General features: G+C 58.0%; 17 protein-coding genes and 1 tRNA gene. 8 read left to right on the forward strand and 10 right to left on the reverse strand.

The window, feature by feature from the left end; translation table 11 throughout:
- The first annotated feature begins 15 nt into the window (after positions 1 to 15).
- The 4 genes from ACQR50_RS16215 (at position 16) to ACQR50_RS16230 (ending at position 3,124) form a co-directional block, all read left to right on the forward strand.
- Positions 16 to 1,041 carry a substrate-binding domain-containing protein gene (locus ACQR50_RS16215; protein WP_428969096.1) on the forward strand — a complete coding sequence of 342 codons (1,026 nt, stop codon included), beginning with the start codon at positions 16 to 18 and terminating at the stop codon, positions 1,039 to 1,041.
- A gap of 176 nt (positions 1,042 to 1,217) precedes the next feature.
- Positions 1,218 to 2,405 (forward strand): tyrosine-type recombinase/integrase, encoded by a 1,188-nt coding sequence (locus ACQR50_RS16220; protein ID WP_428969097.1) that lies wholly within the window; start codon positions 1,218 to 1,220, stop codon positions 2,403 to 2,405.
- Positions 2,406 to 2,634: 229 nt separating this feature from the next.
- A complete protein-coding gene (locus tag ACQR50_RS16225; protein WP_428969098.1) occupies positions 2,635 to 2,835 on the forward strand; it encodes a helix-turn-helix transcriptional regulator in 201 nt (66 codons plus the stop codon).
- A gap of 16 nt (positions 2,836 to 2,851) precedes the next feature.
- The gene (locus ACQR50_RS16230) at positions 2,852 to 3,124 is read left to right on the forward strand and encodes a hypothetical protein (RefSeq protein WP_428969099.1); all 273 of its coding nucleotides are present in this window, start codon (positions 2,852 to 2,854) and stop codon (positions 3,122 to 3,124) included.
- An 859-nt stretch (positions 3,125 to 3,983) separates the two neighbouring features.
- Here ACQR50_RS16230 and ACQR50_RS16235 read toward each other — a convergent pair.
- Positions 3,984 to 4,202: a hypothetical protein gene (locus ACQR50_RS16235; RefSeq protein WP_428969100.1), complete on the reverse strand. Its 219-nt coding sequence runs from the start codon at positions 4,200 to 4,202 to the stop codon at positions 3,984 to 3,986.
- A 135-nt stretch (positions 4,203 to 4,337) separates the two neighbouring features.
- Between ACQR50_RS16235 and ACQR50_RS16240 the strand changes: the two genes are divergently transcribed.
- Positions 4,338 to 4,937, forward strand: coding sequence for a hypothetical protein (locus tag ACQR50_RS16240; RefSeq protein WP_428969101.1), 600 nt, complete (start codon positions 4,338 to 4,340; stop codon positions 4,935 to 4,937).
- A gap of 364 nt (positions 4,938 to 5,301) precedes the next feature.
- Here the strand turns inward: ACQR50_RS16240 and ACQR50_RS16245 are convergent, their stop codons facing one another.
- Positions 5,302 to 5,505, reverse strand: a complete 204-nt coding sequence (locus tag ACQR50_RS16245) for a hypothetical protein (protein ID WP_428969102.1) — start codon at positions 5,503 to 5,505, stop codon at positions 5,302 to 5,304.
- A gap of 165 nt (positions 5,506 to 5,670) precedes the next feature.
- On the opposite strand from ACQR50_RS16245, the gene ACQR50_RS16250 reads away from it, so the two are divergent.
- Positions 5,671 to 6,213, forward strand: coding sequence for a MucR family transcriptional regulator (locus tag ACQR50_RS16250; RefSeq protein ID WP_428969103.1), 543 nt, complete (start codon positions 5,671 to 5,673; stop codon positions 6,211 to 6,213).
- A gap of 396 nt (positions 6,214 to 6,609) precedes the next feature.
- Here ACQR50_RS16250 and ACQR50_RS16255 read toward each other — a convergent pair whose 3' ends face one another.
- From ACQR50_RS16255 to ACQR50_RS16285, 7 genes are all read right to left on the reverse strand, one after another.
- Positions 6,610 to 6,948 carry a hypothetical protein gene (locus ACQR50_RS16255; RefSeq protein ID WP_428969104.1) on the reverse strand — a complete coding sequence of 113 codons (339 nt, stop codon included), beginning with the start codon at positions 6,946 to 6,948 and terminating at the stop codon, positions 6,610 to 6,612.
- A 285-nt stretch (positions 6,949 to 7,233) separates the two neighbouring features.
- Positions 7,234 to 7,860: a recombinase family protein gene (locus tag ACQR50_RS16260; protein ID WP_428969105.1), complete on the reverse strand. Its 627-nt coding sequence runs from the start codon at positions 7,858 to 7,860 to the stop codon at positions 7,234 to 7,236.
- A gap of 144 nt (positions 7,861 to 8,004) precedes the next feature.
- Entirely contained in the window at positions 8,005 to 8,661 is a 657-nt protein-coding gene (locus ACQR50_RS16265; RefSeq protein WP_428969106.1) for a GIY-YIG nuclease family protein, read from the reverse strand.
- 251 nt (positions 8,662 to 8,912) lie between these two features.
- A complete protein-coding gene (locus ACQR50_RS16270) occupies positions 8,913 to 9,980 on the reverse strand; it encodes a serine/threonine-protein kinase (protein ID WP_428969107.1) in 1,068 nt (355 codons plus the stop codon).
- Complete coding sequence (locus ACQR50_RS16275) at positions 9,977 to 11,011, reverse strand: serine/threonine protein kinase (protein ID WP_428970727.1); 1,035 nt, start codon at positions 11,009 to 11,011, stop codon at positions 9,977 to 9,979. Before ACQR50_RS16275 ends, ACQR50_RS16270 begins: the two co-directional genes overlap by 4 nt.
- The gene (locus tag ACQR50_RS16280) at positions 10,998 to 11,777 is read right to left on the reverse strand and encodes a PP2C family protein-serine/threonine phosphatase (RefSeq protein ID WP_428969108.1); all 780 of its coding nucleotides are present in this window, start codon (positions 11,775 to 11,777) and stop codon (positions 10,998 to 11,000) included. Before ACQR50_RS16280 ends, ACQR50_RS16275 begins: the two co-directional genes overlap by 14 nt.
- Positions 11,778 to 12,215: 438 nt before the next feature.
- Positions 12,216 to 12,306: transfer RNA gene (locus ACQR50_RS16285), tRNA-Ser, on the reverse strand.
- Between the two features lie 96 nt (positions 12,307 to 12,402).
- Here ACQR50_RS16285 and ACQR50_RS16290 point away from each other — a divergent pair.
- Complete coding sequence (locus ACQR50_RS16290) at positions 12,403 to 13,281, forward strand: peptidylprolyl isomerase (protein WP_428969109.1); 879 nt, start codon at positions 12,403 to 12,405, stop codon at positions 13,279 to 13,281.
- Positions 13,282 to 13,484: 203 nt separating this feature from the next.
- On the opposite strand, the gene acs is transcribed toward ACQR50_RS16290, so the two are convergent.
- Positions 13,485 to 15,437 (reverse strand): acetate--CoA ligase, encoded by a 1,953-nt coding sequence (gene acs, locus ACQR50_RS16295; RefSeq protein WP_428969110.1) that lies wholly within the window; start codon positions 15,435 to 15,437, stop codon positions 13,485 to 13,487.
- A 285-nt stretch (positions 15,438 to 15,722) separates the two neighbouring features.
- Between acs and ACQR50_RS16300 the strand changes: the two genes are divergently transcribed.
- On the forward strand, positions 15,723 to 18,254 hold the full coding sequence (locus ACQR50_RS16300) for a PAS domain-containing protein (RefSeq protein WP_428969111.1): 2,532 nt from the start codon (positions 15,723 to 15,725) through the stop codon (positions 18,252 to 18,254).
- Positions 18,255 to 18,286 lie beyond the last annotated feature (32 nt).

The following is an 18,286-nucleotide window of genomic DNA, read 5'->3' on the forward strand; positions in this document are numbered from 1 at the left end:
GCGATCAAAGGGCGCATGGATATACGCGAACTTGCCCGTCACTTGGGGCTATCGATCGGCACGGTGTCGCGTGCGCTGAACGATCGCAAAGACGTCAGCCCGGCGACCCGCCAGCGGGTGGTCGAGGCGGCGGCCAGGCACGGCTATATCCCCAACCAGTCGGGACGGACGCTGCGCAGCGGGCGCACCGGCACGGTCGGCTTCATGCTGACGCTGGAGCATGACAGCGCGATCCATGGCGACCCCTTCTTCATGGCATTGCTCGAAGGATTGCAGAACGGCCTGAGCGAGCACGACCTCGATCTCGTCGTGCTGCTGGCGCGCAAGGGCGAGGACGCGCTGACCTTCCTGCGCCGCCATGTCTCGCGCGGAACGGTCGATGGCTGGGTGCTGTCGGGGACGCAGCATGACGATCCGCGCATCCCCTTCCTGCTCGACCGCACTATCCCCTTCATCGCGCTGGGCCGCACCGCGATCGCGCGGGACTATGCCTGGATCGATCTGGATTTCGAGGGCGTCGTGGCCGATGCGATGACGCTGCTGACCGAGGCCGGGCATCGCCGCATCGGCCTGGTCGCGCCGCCCGCGACGATCAACAACAGCCATATCGTGGTCGAACGCTATCGCGATGCGCTGGCCCGCGCGGACATCCCTTTCGACCCTGCGCTCGTCCATCATGGCGAAACCGACGAAAGCGACGGCGAGGCGACGGCCAGCGAATTGATGGCCATGCCCGACCGCCCGACCGCGCTGCTGCTGATGGGCGAGACCGCGCCCGTCGGAGCCTATCGCGCGCTGCGCCGCCTGGGCCTGGAGCCGGGGCGCGACGTCGCGGTGATCGGCCTGCGCGACAACCCCGCTTGCCGCGCCCTGTCCCCCGACCTCACCTGCTTCTCGCTCGACCTGGGCGATCTGGGACTGGCCCTGGCACGCGGACTGGTCGCGATGCTGCCCGGCCAGACGGAGGATAGGGGCCCTGCAGTCCAGGCCCTGTGGGGCATGACGCTGCGCCTGGGGCAGAGCCACAAGGTCGAGCGCTGAGGCGAAACTTTTGGGGTAATGGCGGAGCGGGAGTCTGCCGACATACTGTCCAAAGCAAACCAGCGCATTCCAATTTCACGTTTTATTACAACCATATAAACAAGCATTAGGTCCAGCATGGTCCAAGCCGGATCGAGGTATTCCCAACATTTTTGTTGGTTGGTATGTTGGTCGACATGACAGGCATCAAGCCCACCGGGCAGCACAAAGAGAAGCGTCTTAGCGCCGCGTTCGTTCGGACGATGAAGGAGCCCGGCTTTTACGGCGACGGGCACGGCCTATACCTCAAGGTCGATGCCTCCGGGGCACGGCGTTGGGTTCAGCGCTTGATGATCCATGGCAAGCGGCGCGACATAGGGCTTGGATCAGCCAGCCTTGTCAGCCTTTCAGAAGCCCGCGAAAGGGCCCTAGAACAGCGAAAGGTCGCACGGGCAGGTGATGACCCCATTGCCCTTAAAAGGCGCTCTACGGGCATCCTGACGTTCGAAGAGGCGGCGCGTAAGGTTCACGACCTTTCAAGACCCACATGGCGCAATGAAAAGCATGGCGATCAGTGGATTAACACCATGACGACCTATGCCTTTCCCGCCTTGGGGTCGAAGCGCATCGATCAAATTAGTGGCTCGGACGTTCTAGAGGCCGTATCGTCCATATGGAACGAAAAGCCAGAGACTGCGCGTAGGGTCAAGCAGCGCCTTAGCACCGTGTTCAAATGGGCGATGGCAAATGGCTGGCGTACCGACAACCCGGCAGAGACGATCACCAAAGCGCTTCCGAAGCACGACAGGTCGAAGACCGAGCATCGCAAAGCCCTGCCCTACGACCAGGTCGGCGGCGCGATTGCCAGAATACGGAATAGCGACGCTGGCATTACCACAAAGCTGGCGTTTGAATTTCTCGTTCTGACCGCCACCCGATCATCGGAGACGCGCGAAGCGGTATGGAGTGAGTTCGACCTAGAAAAGGGCGTATGGACGATCCCAGCGGCTCGTATGAAGGCGAAGAAGCCGCACCGCGTGCCATTGCCACCCCGGTGCCTCGCCATTCTTGCCGAAGCCAAGTCGTTGAAGCGCGATACAGATGATTTGGTGTTCCCCGGCACGAAGGACACCAAGCCCCTGTCCGACATGACGCTTTCCAAGCTCATGAAGGATTTGAAGATCGCAGCGGTTCCACACGGCTTCCGATCTTCCTTCCGCGATTGGGCTGGGGAGACGACCGCACATCCGCGCGAGGTCATCGAGTTCGCTTTGGCCCACGTCATTAAGGACAAGGCGGAAGCTGCCTATGCGCGGTCCGACCTGTTCGACAAACGCCGCGCCCTGATGACCGATTGGGCAGAGTATGTCGAAAACGCGGAATGACTATGGACAGGGACGGCGGGCCTAAAACGAGTTGGAGAGCACCACCAGCCATATGGGTAAGTACATCAGCAACGGTGGCTTACCGACCGGTATCATGGACACCATTGAGAATATTATCATTGTATATCAATGATCTGCGAAGAGCGCCTATTGCGGATCGCTTGCTGACGAGCCTCTAAACTCCAACCGGCCTTATTGCGACACTCTCGCCGGTCGGCATTTTAGGGCGATGACCACCGATCAGACATTTACCGAAAGAATCCTCCGCTGTGGCGAGGTCCTCAAGATTACGGGACTAAGTAAGTCCACCTTGTACGCACAGATAGCGCGATCCGAATTCGCGCGCCCCGTAAAGATAGGGCGGCGGGCAGTCGGTTGGCGTCTAAGCGATATACAAGCATGGCTTAAACTAATTGCCGAAAAAACCTAACAGGATGGAATATCATATGAATGATAGCACGCTGGACTACAGCATAATTGATGGTCTAATCTCCGCCCTTGAACGCGAAGCGACACTCCTTGCTCACGAATCATGTGGGGATTCACCCGACATGGCTGCAATTGGGCGTCGCCGACGCTTGAAAAAGCTCAATAACAAAGTTATTAAAGTGCGGGAATCATATCAACAACTCGTTGCATACGAAAAAATCATGGATCAACATGTTGAAGATATGAAATCTTTGAAAGAAGATTTTGGCGACCTACTTAAGGATCGTTAATGGCTCTGACGGGGCGTAATATATGGATTGCGCCCCCTTAAATTGCGCCAGACACACCTCCCCCTCCGTTAAGGGTGATACCAGTAAAGATATTGAATAATAATCATATCTATTATTTACTGATATTTTACACGGATTCTTACACCCAAGATACTTTTAACGATTCCTAATATAGCCTAACTACTTATTGCCTATTCCCTTGAAAGGATAGGGCGGGAGCCACACCGCGTGATACCTAGTGAAGCCACTAGGAGCATATATCAGCCCATTTTTACGTTAGGTTGTTCCATCGGACTATCTCTGTCCAGCCGGCGGGTCGGAGGTCAGCCTTACGGCCTAAAAGTTCCCCAAAGAAATCAACTTGGCACCGCTCCAAGGATATACGGTGGCAGGCATCGGTCCATGTAGGTCTGCTGCATATCGGCTTTTGGGCCTTCGCCAAGCAAGATTGCTATCGATGTATGATACCCATGTGATCCGGCCCACATGGAAGGCACTATAGCTTAGATGGTTTATAGACGTTCTAGCCGCTGGCAATCGTCGTCTCGCATAATAATCGTACCAAAATTCAATTTATTTTGCAATGTCAGGAAACAGAAACCAATGTTAACTTATCTCTATGCCTTAACATGATTAAACACTAGTAAATTTAAGGAAGCAGCTCTGCCTTAAATTTATCTAAATATGGACTTCTGTTGAGTAGGCAGGATGGGCGAGCATTCCGCCTAATCGGGTCGTACCACGGCAGTGGAACGCCTCAAACCCTTAGTACCAGGTTTATTGGCTGGGGTTTTAACCGGGTTACTGTGAGGACCTAGTTTTTCTAACAGTCGGCTGAACACAGAGCCGTACCAACTATTCACAAACTGGCCCAGACATACCCCCCCCCCATTAATCCTGATGACGCCATAAGCTGCGATGGGAAAGGCGCGGCTAGCCCGAAGGCATCCTCAATAGGAGCGGTTAGCCAGCGCTCGTAGTCATCATCATGCAGGATGACGGGCATGGCCTTGGGGTGGATGGCTCCAACCACATGGGCAGCCGGATCACCTTCATAGCCGGTGGTCAGACGAGGCAAAGATTTTCTCTTCCTCTACAGCTGTTGTCATGTATCTTTCGTACGATGGTAAAGCAGCAGGCCATAATGTCGCGACCAGCGACCTCCTCATTAACCGCAAAAGCGCCATCCACCGCTAATGCTACCACCCCCCAGGTGATACAGCTTGTCGTTGGGAAGCTTGAAAAGGCAGATGATGGCATGAGCGGTTTAGAATTTACTTCTGCTGCTATTTCGTCGTTGGCATGGCCCCTTGCCGCCATCGTCATTGCCATTCTCTTTCGAGCGCAGATTTCCGCTTTGCTGAACAAAATCACGAAGCTAACTTGGGGCGACAAAGCAGTTGATTTTGCCCATAAATTGGACAAGGTAGAAAAGACTGCTGAGACGATCCCAGCTGAACCTGATGCACCGCCTGCCAATCCTGCCGATGGCCTGACCGATGAGCGTTTCGAACAACTCGTAGCGCTGTCACCCAACGCTGCCATCATCGAAACGTGGGGCAAGGTGGAGAAGGCAATAAACGACCTTGCTATAGATTATAACGTCGACACCTCCAAATCCAGAAATGTCGCCGAAATGATGAAAGCGCTTAAGTCACACGGCTTAATAAATATCCAAACTCTTGTTACGGTTGACGAGCTTCGGTCACTTCGAAATGCCGCCGCTCATAACCAACCAATCACTACGACGGATGCTTTTAGATTCAAGGAATTAAGCGATAGAGTATTATCCGTCATGGTTAGGTCGCTTTAACATAAACACGCAAGCGGCAGATTGGCTACGACCTATAACGTGATACCAACCGCTTCCATGTTATATCATCAGGATAGGGCGGCTGGTCATCGTCTGGACGATCACGGGTTATCCGCCAGCGTATTGCCCCTCTATTTGCCGTTTTAGGGCAGCTAGAGCATCGAAAGCGCTTGGCGGCATCCGTTAGGCCATCATCCCAATGCCGCCTCTGAAAGAGCCACCACAGGGCAACGGCATCGAACCGCTTAACCCGGCTACACCGCAAACACGTAACCTCAATCGTTCGCCGATGAAGGGCGCAATGCTCTAGGTTCCGCAGCTTCCGGTTTAGATGATCGTATTCTTCGTCGTTCAGCACATCGGCTTACAGGACGGCGGTTAGCTGCAACTGCACCCCGGCATCGGACAATACCGCCCTTGCCCGCTGTGCTGCCCCTACCGCCTGTCGATAGTGGATCGTGCCGTATCGTTCGGCATCCTCGAACGGCAATGGACTCCAATCGTCCGAGGGATAGACCTCATTATAAATTGCCTCTGCCGCCGCCCTTAGCTGCATATCGTGGTGCATGGCCGAACCTCCTTTGCTCTAACCAACGTAGAACAAAGAGTGAACGATTCGCAATGGGTTAGCGGTGCCGATCGTCCGCCTGCTGATGGGCGGAACGTCCGAAATCAACGTGACCGCAACCTTCCGCTACCAATATGATTACAGGGTCATAGCAAAGGAGCGACCATGGCGGACGAAGCCGTAAACGTGAATGCCGTTGAATTAGCGACCGAATTAACCGTGGCGTGGTTGGGCAACCCCAACACCCGGACCCCTGCCAATGAGGTTCCCGCCTTCCTTGGCAAGATGCACGAAACGGTTTCAGCATTGCTAGGCGGCGGCGACACCCAAGCCACCGAACAAACGGCTCCTACCGAATACACCCCGGCTGTATCGATTCGGAAATCGTTGGCGTCCAAGGATCACATTATCTCGATGATCGACGGCAAGCCCTACAAGACGCTACGCCGTCACCTTGCCACCAATGGCCTGACCCCGGAAGAATACCGGGATCGCTATGGCCTTAAGCCTGATTATCCGATGGTCTCCGAAACCTATTCGGAAAGCCGTCGAGCGATGGCGAAGAAGATTGGTCTTGGTCGTAAGCCCGGTCAAAGCCCGAAGGCAGAGCAAGCTAGTAAGGCCGGTGCTAAGCCCGTTCGTAAGGGTAAGTCGATTTCGGATGCTAAGGCTGCTGCCCAAGCGCATCTAGGCGGTTCGGGTGATTGATATAGAAAGGGGCAGGATCGTTCCTGCCCCCATCGTCCGTAGCTCATATGGGCATCACTGCTTCCGCTGCCCATCTTCGCTAGCCTGAGCATCGATACGGCTTATTTCGTCACGATAAGCCTGCCATACGGACCGCCGATCCGTACCCGATTGGTCACCTTGCCCCGTGCGGACCACATCGAAAGCGTGAAGTACTACACCGGACAGAAAAAGCGCAGCACCGCATACAACCATCGTCATTTGCTGCTGTTGTAAGGCTAGGTTGACGACCCTGCCCCCGAACATTCCTCCCGATACGGAGGTATCAAATACAAATGTGGCATAGGCGACCAGCAATGCCCCTCCAAGCCACATGATAACACCCAAGACACGCATAGCCCGTCCCCCAAAAACGTATCAGCGCATGGCGTAGTCAGACACCATCTTTGCCTTTGTATCCTTCACATTGGCATCGAACCGTTCGACATGATAATCCTGATTAGGATTTCTCTCCATGCTAAGCACGTACAGGGCTCGGAGGGTTTTGATCTTGTCAACGCAAGCGCCATCAACCGCGGCCTTATAGCTATCTACGGACAGTTTCTTCGCCTTTGCCTTCATGTCGAAATCGGAAAGACACTGATTGGCACGGTCGAAAAACTGGTTAAGGCTAGGATTGTCGCCAGAATTAGTGATTTGTGCCGTGCCAGGCACTGACAGGCACGCAGCTACGATAGCCACGACGGACTTCCGCATATGTTTATCCCACGTTCGACCGCTCCGGCCCGACAGTCGGGACGGTTGATCGCGCGGGAACACAGGGAACCGCGCCCTGCGTATTCCCTTTCGGTGTTATATTCGGCAGGCCGCCCGACCTGTCTGGTCGAGTGCCTGTGTTCACCGCCGATTGCGGGCCAATCCTCACGATCAAGATCGGACTGACACATGCTTCGTATGCGCAGTCGCTACGGGTGTCTAGCAGCTACTATGCCGTCTGCTGAATAGCGGTACGGGAGACACCGCCCCCTCCCCCGCCACGCTTCAATCTTCCTCGGCAGCAACCAGCGCATCTATCAGTTGCCCCCTCAAACGGGTTCGACCTGCCACGCTTCGGCAATAGGCATCATCGGCAAAGGCCCGATAAACGCTGGCACGACCGATACCCAACCGCTTTGCAATTTCGGTAGCGCCAATACCCTCGGCACGGAGGGAGTTGATTGCAGCGATATCAACCGAAGGTTTGCGCCCCTTGTAGACGCCAGCGGCTTTAGCCTTCGCGATACCTTCGGCTTGGCGTTCCTTACGGATTGCCGTTTCGAATTGTGCGAATACGCCAAGCATTTGAAGAAAGGCAACGCCAGCAGGGGTGGAGGTATCGATTGGCTGTTCCGTTGCCCGGAGGAACGCCCCACGCTCTTTCAGAACGGCAACGATCTTCTCCAAATCCGCTACCGATCTAGCCAAGCGGTCAATCCGGGTGACCATGAGCGTATCGCCAGTGCGGATGAACGACAGAACCGTGTCTAACTCGACACGCCCCTCTACGGTCGTGCCCGTCCGCTTCTCCGAACGAATGATCGAACACCCAGCGGCACGCAACGCTGCCTCTTGGATTTCACAATCCTGATCGTCGGTCGAAACACGGGCGTAACCGATGATGGTCGACATAGTGGAATGTCCCAATTGCCTCTTAGACATTCCAATCCTGATGTCTCAACATACCGGAGTCAACCCTATTGAGACGATTCGTTTGTCTCGTTCGATTGTCCCGCTAGGGTTTACCCTATTAGACCTACCCCGAACCACTCATGGTCAAGCTTCATGTTGGTCAAATGGATACGTCGTTTCGTAAAGTGCCGAGATAGTCACCCCCTGGAATGTCCAGTGCCGTCCAGGCTGAACCGCGTAGTCCGCTGCCGTCACTTCCTGTTGCGCCCGAGTGAGTGAGACAACCGATCCCCGGAATAGAACCTTTTTAGGCTCAACGACCTCGACCGTCTCTCTTGTGGCTAGGTGGACAAGAGTCGACCCGATCGGCACCCCCATTTCCACAAAATTAAGCGGGGGACGACGCTTGCGCTCGAATTCACGCGCGGCCGCCAGCGTACCCGGCTCAGACGCTTCAACCGCGCGCTCTACAGCGCTTTCCGTCTGCGGAGTGAGTTCCACGCCGGGGAACGCATTTATTATCGCTACCGCACGTTCAGGGGCGATGCTGAAAAACTCCCGCGACGGGTTCACGCGGTCTGGTCCAAAAGCGATGTGTAAGGCGCGCTCGACGACACGTGCGTCGTGTACTGATCGCGCGACCGCAACCTTAAACGGTAAGGGAACGCCGGTTGCGCGACTAAGTTCTGCAACGCGACGGTCCACCCCTTCGCCCGACGTGCGCCCAATTTTGACCATGTGCGGCATCGCGTCATTCGTCAGGACGTATATAATTCCTCCATCGTTCTCGGCTTCACTCACGCATCATACTCCTGTCGAGCCCGCCCCAAGCGACTACGCAGTAACGAAATTGAGGTTCGCTAAAAGTGGCGATCGGCATGGCCGCAACCGTAATTTGCGAGCGCCCTTCCAGCGAGCGTTCAAATACGATCGTTTTGGAGCAAACAAACTGACTGAGCTTCCCCGATGAACGTACAGACACATAGTGAACGTCTTCCGCGTTTCCGGGAATCTGCTGAACGCTTCGGTCTTACATCCTAGCGCTCAGTTGCTTAGGCATTCGCCGGTAAGCGACCGATAGGATGCGCGCGGGGATATGGCGTACCTGGAAACGTAGCAAACAATACACGATCACCCACCAACGGGGGCGTATCACCGTAAAAACTGTCTATATGGAAAAAAGCAGTCGTACCGCTCGCCGTTCGGATTCTACCCGTATTCCCGCTGACCGAGCTAATTTTCCCATGCCTATTTGAAGAGCAAAAACAAAGGTTTTCGCACTCCTTAACAATATCATCTGCAGTTGGCCGATGCGTCGGATCCTTAGCCGTACATCGGTCGATGATCGCTTGTAGCTCTCTTACCAAGGCAGCAAATTGTACCTTTGCTACCATGCCATCTGGCCAATCAGCTCGTGTACCGTTGCTGATATTAACCGGAACCATCATATTCACGCCAAAAGGATAAATTCCGGTAAGAATCTTAAACATCATCGATCCTAGTGACCATATGTCACTAGGCTTCCCGGGATGGTCCCCCGGCTGTCGAAACAACATTTCGGGAGACATGTACGGCATTGCGCCCTTAACTGTACCGGATGTCGATTTCGTGAGATCGCCCGACAGCGCCTCTTGCGCAAATATTTCATCCGCTAAGGTAGCAATACCAAAGTCAGTGATTTTCACCTTGTTCAACAAAGAGCCACGTTCACAGACTATGTTGCTCGGCTTCAAATCCCTATGAACGACACCTGCCTTGTGCGAAGCCGCAATACCTTTGGCAAGTGCAAGCATTATATGGGCACCCGTATTTGGGTCAACAAATGTGCCTTCTGGGAAAATGTCTTCTAAATTACACCCATCAACCAATTCTTCAATCAGGTATGGTTTATCGTCATGCTCGAAGTAGTCATAGGTCTTTGCAACGTATGGGTTGTTTACACGTGCTGCAATAACCGCACTATTAACGAACTTTTTTGCCACTTGCCCGGGGAGGGGAGTCTTTAGAGCCACTTCTCGATCAACCAGTGTATCGTGAGCCTTAAAGACAGACTGCATACCACCATCGCCGATCTTTTCAATGATGACATATCGACCCTGTAGCTTTTGCACTTTGCTCATACCGATACCTCCGGGCTGGATACATCAAAAGTCACAAACCCTCGCGATCCCCCCACCATGCCAAATGTTATAAGACAAGAAGATTCAAGCTTTAGCCCGGCAGAAACCGCGCTGTTGTTCACTGTTACGCTGCCTGAAACATTTTTAACTATGAAATCATAGCCATCATATTCGACTTTAATTTCAGAGTTTCCCGATCTTATTGTGCCCGTATTGGAGCTGGCATTTACCTCCGTAATCTTCCCATTTACATTGATCCAACCACGCCTACGATTCTTTAGTAGTTTCTTTAATAATAAATCCCGGACCTTAGAAATGTCTGGCCGACTGGAAGGATTCACAGAGACGGAGGCGAATATTAATTGCCGCAAATCCTCATCCGCCCCGGCAATCACTTTATCCACAAATTTTTGTGAAAAAGGCCCATCGTGCTTAGCAACAGGCAATATCAGAGATAGAGCAGTTACGCCAAAAGCATATACATCAGCGGCTTTTGCAATATTAATTTCGCCGCTTCCCAATAACTCAGGTGCCATGTATCCGTATGACCCGATAATTGACTTGGTCTTATCGTCTATATCTTTTTCTCTAGACAAGCCAAAGTCGATTATCTTCAAAACATCGTTGCTATCGCGCCTAACGTTAGCAGGCTTAATATCTCTATGAATAATATTGCGTTCGTGAATATCCGAAATACCGGACGCAATCTGCCAAAGCGTCTTTAAGTAATTCAACCCATACACGAAAGAACCCTCTGACAAATCCTTTCCGTCAATATATTCTAAGATAAGACCTTTCTCAGCATTACCCATGTAGTCATATTGCACGATATCGAGTAGTTCAACGACGTGAGGCGAACGGACCTTAAGCAACGATTTTAGTTCATCCTCAAGCCTACTGAAATCCTTGGCCTTTTTAACTCGTTTGAGAACGACATGCCGCTTGAGGTGCTTATCTTCGCAGGTGTGGACCTCTGCCATTCCACCCCAAGCCATCGCTCCTGTAGGCTCATAACGATTAGCGATCAGCATCAGCACCCCCGTCCTTTGTCACTTCTACGTCGATAGTTAACTGCTCGCCAACATCTTCCGATTTAACGGGCTTCTTACGACGCCTTGTTTTTGTAGGAGACTTATCAGCTTTTACCTGACGAACGTCAGCAGCCGATGCCTTTTCTAGCCCTACTTGTTGCTTTTCCACCGGCTCCGAAGCGGGGGCTCGCCTACGCGATGCATCGACATTGGCAAAGTATATCGGCCCATCGCGACCACCACTCCATAACTCCACACAATCACGCAAGTTGTCAGTATGCGATTTTGCCAATGCTCTAAGATCAACCGCTGCGACCGAACTGTTATCAGGCGCACCAAGCCACCTAGACAACGCTATTGCTCTTTCGACAATGGCTTTCGGATCAGGCGATCGGCCAATTATCTCCGAAAATATTTTTTGATCTACAAAATGGGCGCCATCTGTAGTCAGCGCAATCAAAGATTGACTGTCTATATCAAATATATGGGGCCTGATACCACCGCCAACGCCTATGAATTGAAGGAGCCCATTCCCCTCACTCCCAAACGCTTCCTTCATCGTGTCATCAACCGTCAGTCGCGCCACTTTAAATTCAGGTTGCGTTTTGATTGACGCGTATATCCGGCTGTCGCCAACGTTTACGCCAATAGCCGAGCCGTCAGACGACACCACCACCGCCGACAAGGTTGCTCCACCCTTACCACGATACTTCTGATAAACTGCTTCGTTTGCCTCCCGTACGGCTAGCTCAATTTCGTGCATCATTGAGGTTGACCGCGTAACCAGCAAAGATGCTATGAAATGGGCGACCGTTGAAGCAGCACATAGCGCGCCGTCTTGAAGGCCTCCCATACCATCGCTTACGATGATAGCAGTCGTTAGGCCTTCGTCAGTTCCTGCGGTGCGGTGCCAGCGAGCAACGGCAACCCGGTCCTGATTTTCTTCCCTTCGTAGCCCTACGTCGGTGCCGAAATATATTGCGCCTCTATCCAAGGTGCGGAAGGCGCGAGTGGGCGATTGGTCAAGCGCCCGAAGAAGCAATGATAGCGACACGATGATGCAACGATCCTCTTTCCAGCATCAGAGCAGTCCGCGATGCAATTCGCAACCCTCTCCAATCCGCTGACCTTGTTGGTCAGTATGTTGGTCGGCATAGCCAGTAATGCGCTAACTATTTGAGAAGCGTGGATATTTTTAGGGATTTGGCGGAGCGGGAGGGATTCGAACCCTCGATACGGTTTTGCCGTATACTCACTTTCCAGGCGAGCGCCTTCGACCACTCGGCCACCGCTCCGCATGAGTCCATGCCTGGAAGACGCGGCCCTAATGCGCTTCATCGCGGCGCGCAAGCGATTGCGTGTATCGGTCGGCTGGGGCAGTCTGTCCCGCGATGACGATCGCGCTTCTGCTCGCCGCGCTTCTGGCGCAGGCTTCGCCCTCCCCCGCCCCCGCCCTTGCCCCTGCCGCGCAGGCGGGCGATCCGCTGCCCGGCGACTGGATCGCCGTGCCCGATGACGAGTTGCTGGTCTTCACCCTGGCCAATGGACGGACGGTGACGCTGCGGCTGGCGCCTGCCCAGGCGCCGGTCCATGTCGCCAATATCCGGGCGCTGGCGCGGGCGCATTGGTGGGACGCAGGGACGGGCGTGTACCGCGTGCAGGAGAATTACGTCGCGCAATGGGGTGACGCGACCGAAAAGAAGCCGTTGCCGACCGGCATCGTCGCCAATCCACCGGCCGAATATGTCCGCTCCGGCAACAGCGCGGTGGCGCGGCTGAGCAGGCCCGATCCCTATGCCACCTGGGCGGGCTATAGCCGTGACGGCTGGCCGCTGGCGGGGGATGCGACCAGCGAATGGGTGCCGCATTGCTATGGCATGGTCGGCGTCGCGCGCGATCTGGCGCCCAGCACGGGGTCGGGGGCCGAGCTCTACACGATCATCGGCCACTCGCCGCGCGGGCTGGACCGCAACATCGCGGTGGTCGGCCGGGTGGTCGACGGGATGGATGCGCTCTCCACCCTGCCGCGCGGGACGGGGGATCTGGGCTTCTACAAGGAGGAGGGGCAGCGGCTGGGAATCGTCTCGGCGCGACTGGCGAGCGATATCCCCGCCGCCGAGCGGCCGCATTTCCAGTATCGCGAAACCGTGTCGCCACGCTTCGCCGCGTGGATCAAGGGGCACGAGAATCGGAAGAACGACTTCTTCACCGTGCCCGCGGGGGGTGTGGATATCTGTGCGGCCCTACCGCCGGTTCGGAAGACGCCCTGAGGTTGGCGTCGGGGCGTGGCCTTCGACTTCGGCGCTATGCTCCGAAGTTTAGCCTGAGCGGCTGGCTTGCCAGCCAGCCGAAGGGCTCAGGCTGAACGGAGGTCTGTATGAGAGGCCTTATTCCCTCGCTCCGTTCAGCCTGAGCGAAGTCGGAGGCCAGGGGAATTGCGGGACTGCTGGATAACCAGCAGCCCCGCCCCACATCACGCCGCTTTCATGCCCGGTTCGATCCGGTTGGCGACCAGGTGATCCACCACCGCCGGATCGGCCAGCGTGGAGGTGTCCCCCAGCGCATCGACCTGATTCTCGGCGATCTTGCGCAGGATGCGGCGCATGATCTTGCCCGAGCGGGTCTTCGGGAGTCCGGGGGCGAATTGCAGTGCGTCGGGCGTGGCGATCGGTCCGATCTCGCGGCGGACCCACTGGACCAGTTCGGCGCGCAGCGCCTCGTCTTCCTCGACGCCCGAGTTCAGCGTGACGAAGGCATAGATGCCCTGCCCCTTCACGTCATGCGGCATGCCCACCACCGCCGCCTCGGCGACCTTGGCATGGGCGACCAGCGCAGATTCGACCTCGGCGGTGCCCATGCGGTGGCCGGAGACGTTGATGACGTCGTCGACCCGGCCGGTGATCCAGTAATAGCCGTCCTCGTCGCGGCGGCATCCGTCGCCGGTGAAATATTTCCCCGGATAGGTGGTGAAATAGGTCTGGAAGAAGCGGTCGTGATCGCCCCAGACGGTGCGCATCTGTCCCGGCCAGCTGTCGGCGATGACGAGATTGCCCTCCACCGCGCCGTCCAGCACCTTGCCCTCGGCATCGACGATCTGCGGCAGCACGCCGGGCAGCGGCAGGGTGGCCGAGCCGGGCTTGAGTGCCACCGCGCCGGGGATCGGCGCGATCATGTGGCCGCCGGTCTCGGTCTGCCACCAGGTGTCGACGATCGGGCAGCGCCCTTCGCCCACCACCTTGTGATACCATTCCCAGGCTTCCGGGTTGATCGGCTCGCCGACCGAGCCCAGCACGCGCAGCGACGAACGATCGGTCTTCTTCACCCATTCGTCGCCCTCGCGCATCAGCGCGCGCAGCGCGGTCGGCGCGGCATAGAAGGTCGCGACCTTATACTTGTCGACGATCTGCCAGAAGCGGCTGAAATCGGGATAGTTGGGCACGCCCTCATACATCAGCGTCGTCGCGCCGTTGGCGAGCGCACCATAGACGACATAGCTGTGCCCCGTGACCCAGCCCACATCGGCGGCGCACCAGAAGATTTCGCCCTCGCGGTAATCGAACACGTGGCTGTGGGTGTAGGACGCCCAGAGCAGATAGCCGCCGCTGGTGTGCAACACGCCCTTGGGCTTGCCGGTCGAGCCGCTGGTATAGAGGATGAATAGCGGGTCCTCCGCCCCCACGGCCACGGGCGCGCAGTCGGTGGCGGCCGCGTCGACCAGATCGCCATACCATTGGTCGCGACCGTCCTTCATGGTCACGTCCACGCCGCTGTGGCGGACGACGACGACATGATCGACGGTCACGCCGTCATGCTCCAGCGCGGCATCGACATTGGCCTTCAAGGGCACCGCCTTGCCCCCGCGACAGCCGCCGTCCGCCGTGATCACGATGCGCGAATCGCAATCGACGATACGGTTGGCGAGGCTTTCGGGCGAGAAACCTCCGAATACGATCGAATGGATCGCGCCGATCCGCGCACAGGCCAGCATCGCAAAGGCGGCCTCGGGGATCATCGGCAGATAGATGGTGACGCGGTCGCCCTTGGCGACGCCCAGCCCCTTCAGCGCATTGGCGAGGCGACAGACCTGCTCGTGCAGCTCGCGATAGGTGATGCGGCGATCGGTGCCGGGGGCATCGCCTTCCCACAGGATGGCGACCTGATCGGCGCGGGTTTCGAGATGCCGGTCGATGCAGTTGGCCGCGACGTTCAGCTGGCCGTCGGCGAACCAGTTGATGCGGAAATCCGCCTCGTCGAAGCTGGTGTCCTTCACGCTGGTGAAGGGCGTGATCCAGTTCAGCCGCTCGGCCTGTTGGCGCCAATAGCCGTCGGGATCGGTCTTCGCCGCCTCATAGGCCCGGGCGTAGCGTTCCGCATCCATGGACGCGCTATCGGCCCATTCGGGAACGGGGTGAACATGAGCGCTCATGCCTGTCTCTCCTTTGTCTTTGTCCGACCTTTAGCAGTCCAACATCACAATTGCCTATCGGCTCCGTGACAAAGTGCGTCCTGCGATCGGCTCGGGTGCCCGGCCAAAATGTCGTCGCCGTGACGACCGTTCGTCATAATGTCGGGGAGGTTGCGGCAAGACCAAGGGCAGGCCGGGAACATTTACATCCATCCAGAGCAAGATACCGCCCACCCCCTCTATTCCTGCCGCCAAAGCAACGCTACAGCGGCAGACATGCCAGGTTTCGAGGGGGACGGACCGAGGATGATCGCGACTGCCCACGACCCTGCCGATATACCCGCCGGTTTTGCCGCTGTTCTGGCGCGCAGCGGCGAGATGGGTCGGCTGATCGCGGGGCATGACTGGGCCGCGACGCCGCTGGGGCCGATCGCCACCTGGCCGCAGAGCCGGTTGACGGCGATCGCCATCGCGCTCGCCTCCTCGATCCCGATCGCCACTATCTGGGGCCCCGAGGGTATCCTGATCTACAATGCGGGCTATGCCGAATTTTCCGGCGACCGGCACCCGGCGATGCTGGGCACGCCCCTGGTCGGGGTGTGGCCCGAAGCGGCGGCGTTCAACGCCCAAGTCATCGCCGAGGGGATGGCGGGCCGCACGCTGGCCTATCGCGACCAGGCGATGATGCTCGATCGCAAGGGCATGTCCGAGCAGCATTGGCTGGACCTGGACTATACCCCCATCGCCGACGAAAGCGGCCGCCCGGCGGGAATTCTGGCGACCGTGATCGACAGCAGCGCCCGGATGCGCGACCGACAGGACCGCGAGATCGCACTGTCCGCCGCGCGCGAGAGCGAGGCGCGGTTCCGCAACGTCGCCGACCATGCGCCGATCGTCATCTGGGTCACCGACACCGACGGCCATTGTACCTATATCAACAGTGCCTGGCAGGTGCAGACCGGGCAGGACGTCGCGCAGGGCCTGCATTTCGGCTGGGCCGAGATGCTCCATCCCGACGACCGCCAACCGGCGGAGCGGGCATTCCGCGAGGCCATGGGTGAACCGCGCGCCTTCCAGATCGAATATCGGCTGGCGCAGGCGCAGGGCGGCTATCACTGGGTGATGGCGTCCGCCGTGCCGCGCTTCGACGATGACGGCGCCTTTCTGGGCATGATCGGAACGGTCGTGGATATCGACGAGCGCCGCCGGGCCGAGGCGACGCTGCGCGACGTCAACGCGGTGCTGGAGCGCCGGGTGATGGAGGCGCTGGCCGAGCGCAAGCTGTTCGCCGACATCATCGATTCCACCGGCACGCTGGTCCAGGTGCTGGGCTTCGACCATCGGTATCTGGCGATCAACCGCGCCGCCGCCGAGGATTTCGAGCGCATCTTCGGCACCCGCCCGCAGATCGGCCAGCACAAGGCCGAGGCGATGGCCGACCGGCCCGAGATCCTGACGGTGATGCGCGATTACTGGACGCGCGCGCTGGCGGGCGAGGAGTTTTCGGTCATCCAGGCGCTCGACGACCTGACGGGCACGCGGCACCATTACGAGCTGCGCTTCAGCCCGCTGGTCTCGGCCGAGGGGACGCCGATCGGCGCCTATCAGTTCGCGACCGATGTCTCGGAACGGCTGGCGCAGCAGGAACGGCTGCACGACATGGAGGCGCAGCTGCGCCAGAGCCAGAAGATGGAGGCGGTCGGCCAGCTGACCGGCGGCATCGCGCACGACTTCAACAACCTGCTCCAGGTCGTGGTCGGCAATCTGGAGATGCTCGACCGGTTCCTGCCGGAGGGCGAGCATCCGCGCGCCAGACGGTCCGCGACCAATGCGATGACGGGCGCGCGGCGGGCCGCCACGCTGACCCAGCGACTGCTCGCCTTTTCGCGGCGGCAACCGCTGGCGCCGCAATCGGTCGATGCACGGCGGCTGGTCGACGGCCTGTCCGACCTGCTGACCCGGACACTGGGCGAGCAGGTGCGCCTGTCGGTCGAATCCGCGCCCGATCTGTGGGTCACGGAGGCCGATCCCAACCAGTTGGAAAGCGCGATCCTGAACCTGGCGGTCAATGCGCGCGACGCGATGCCGCATGGCGGCACCCTGTCGATCACGATGCGCAACGCCACGCTGGACGGGCTGGCGACGATGGCGGCGGGGCCGGTGCCCTATCCCACCGATCCGGGCGATTATGTCGCCATCGACGTCAGCGACACCGGCACCGGCATGGACCGCGCGACGCTGGGCCGCGTGTTCGAACCGTTCTTCACCACCAAGGAGGTCGGCAAGGGCACCGGCCTGGGCCTGTCGATGGTCTATGGCTTTGCCAAACAGTCTGGCGGGCAGGTGCAGATCGAGTCGCGCCCCGGCGAGGGCACCTGCGTCACCCTGTTCCTGCCGCGCTTCCAGGGCGAGGTGACCGCACCGCTGGACCTGCCCCAGGTCGCCGCGCATCCCGTTCGCGGGTCGGAGACGATCCTGGTGGTCGAGGACGATGCCGATGTCCGCAGCTATTCGACCGAGGCGCTGCGCGAACTGGGCTATGACGTGATCGAGGCGGAGGACGGGGCCTCGGCGCTCGCCCTGCTCGATGCGCCCGACGCGTCGCGGATCGCGCTGCTGTTTTCCGACGTCGTGCTGCCCGGCGGGATGACGGGGGCCGACCTGGCCTCGGCCGCGCGGTCGCTGCATCCCGAGCTGAAGGTGCTGTTCACCACCGGCTATGCCCGCGACGTGATCGTCCATGGCGGACGGCTGGACGCCGGGGTGGCGCTGATCACCAAGCCGTTCGACTTTGCCGACCTGGCGGCACGGATCAGGGCGATGCTGGACGGCCAATAAGCCAGACCGGGGCGTGAAGGCGGACGGCCGCC

This window comes from Sphingomonas sp. Xoc002 (genome assembly GCF_050408055.1).
Lineage (GTDB): Bacteria > Pseudomonadota > Alphaproteobacteria > Sphingomonadales > Sphingomonadaceae > Sphingomonas > Sphingomonas yabuuchiae.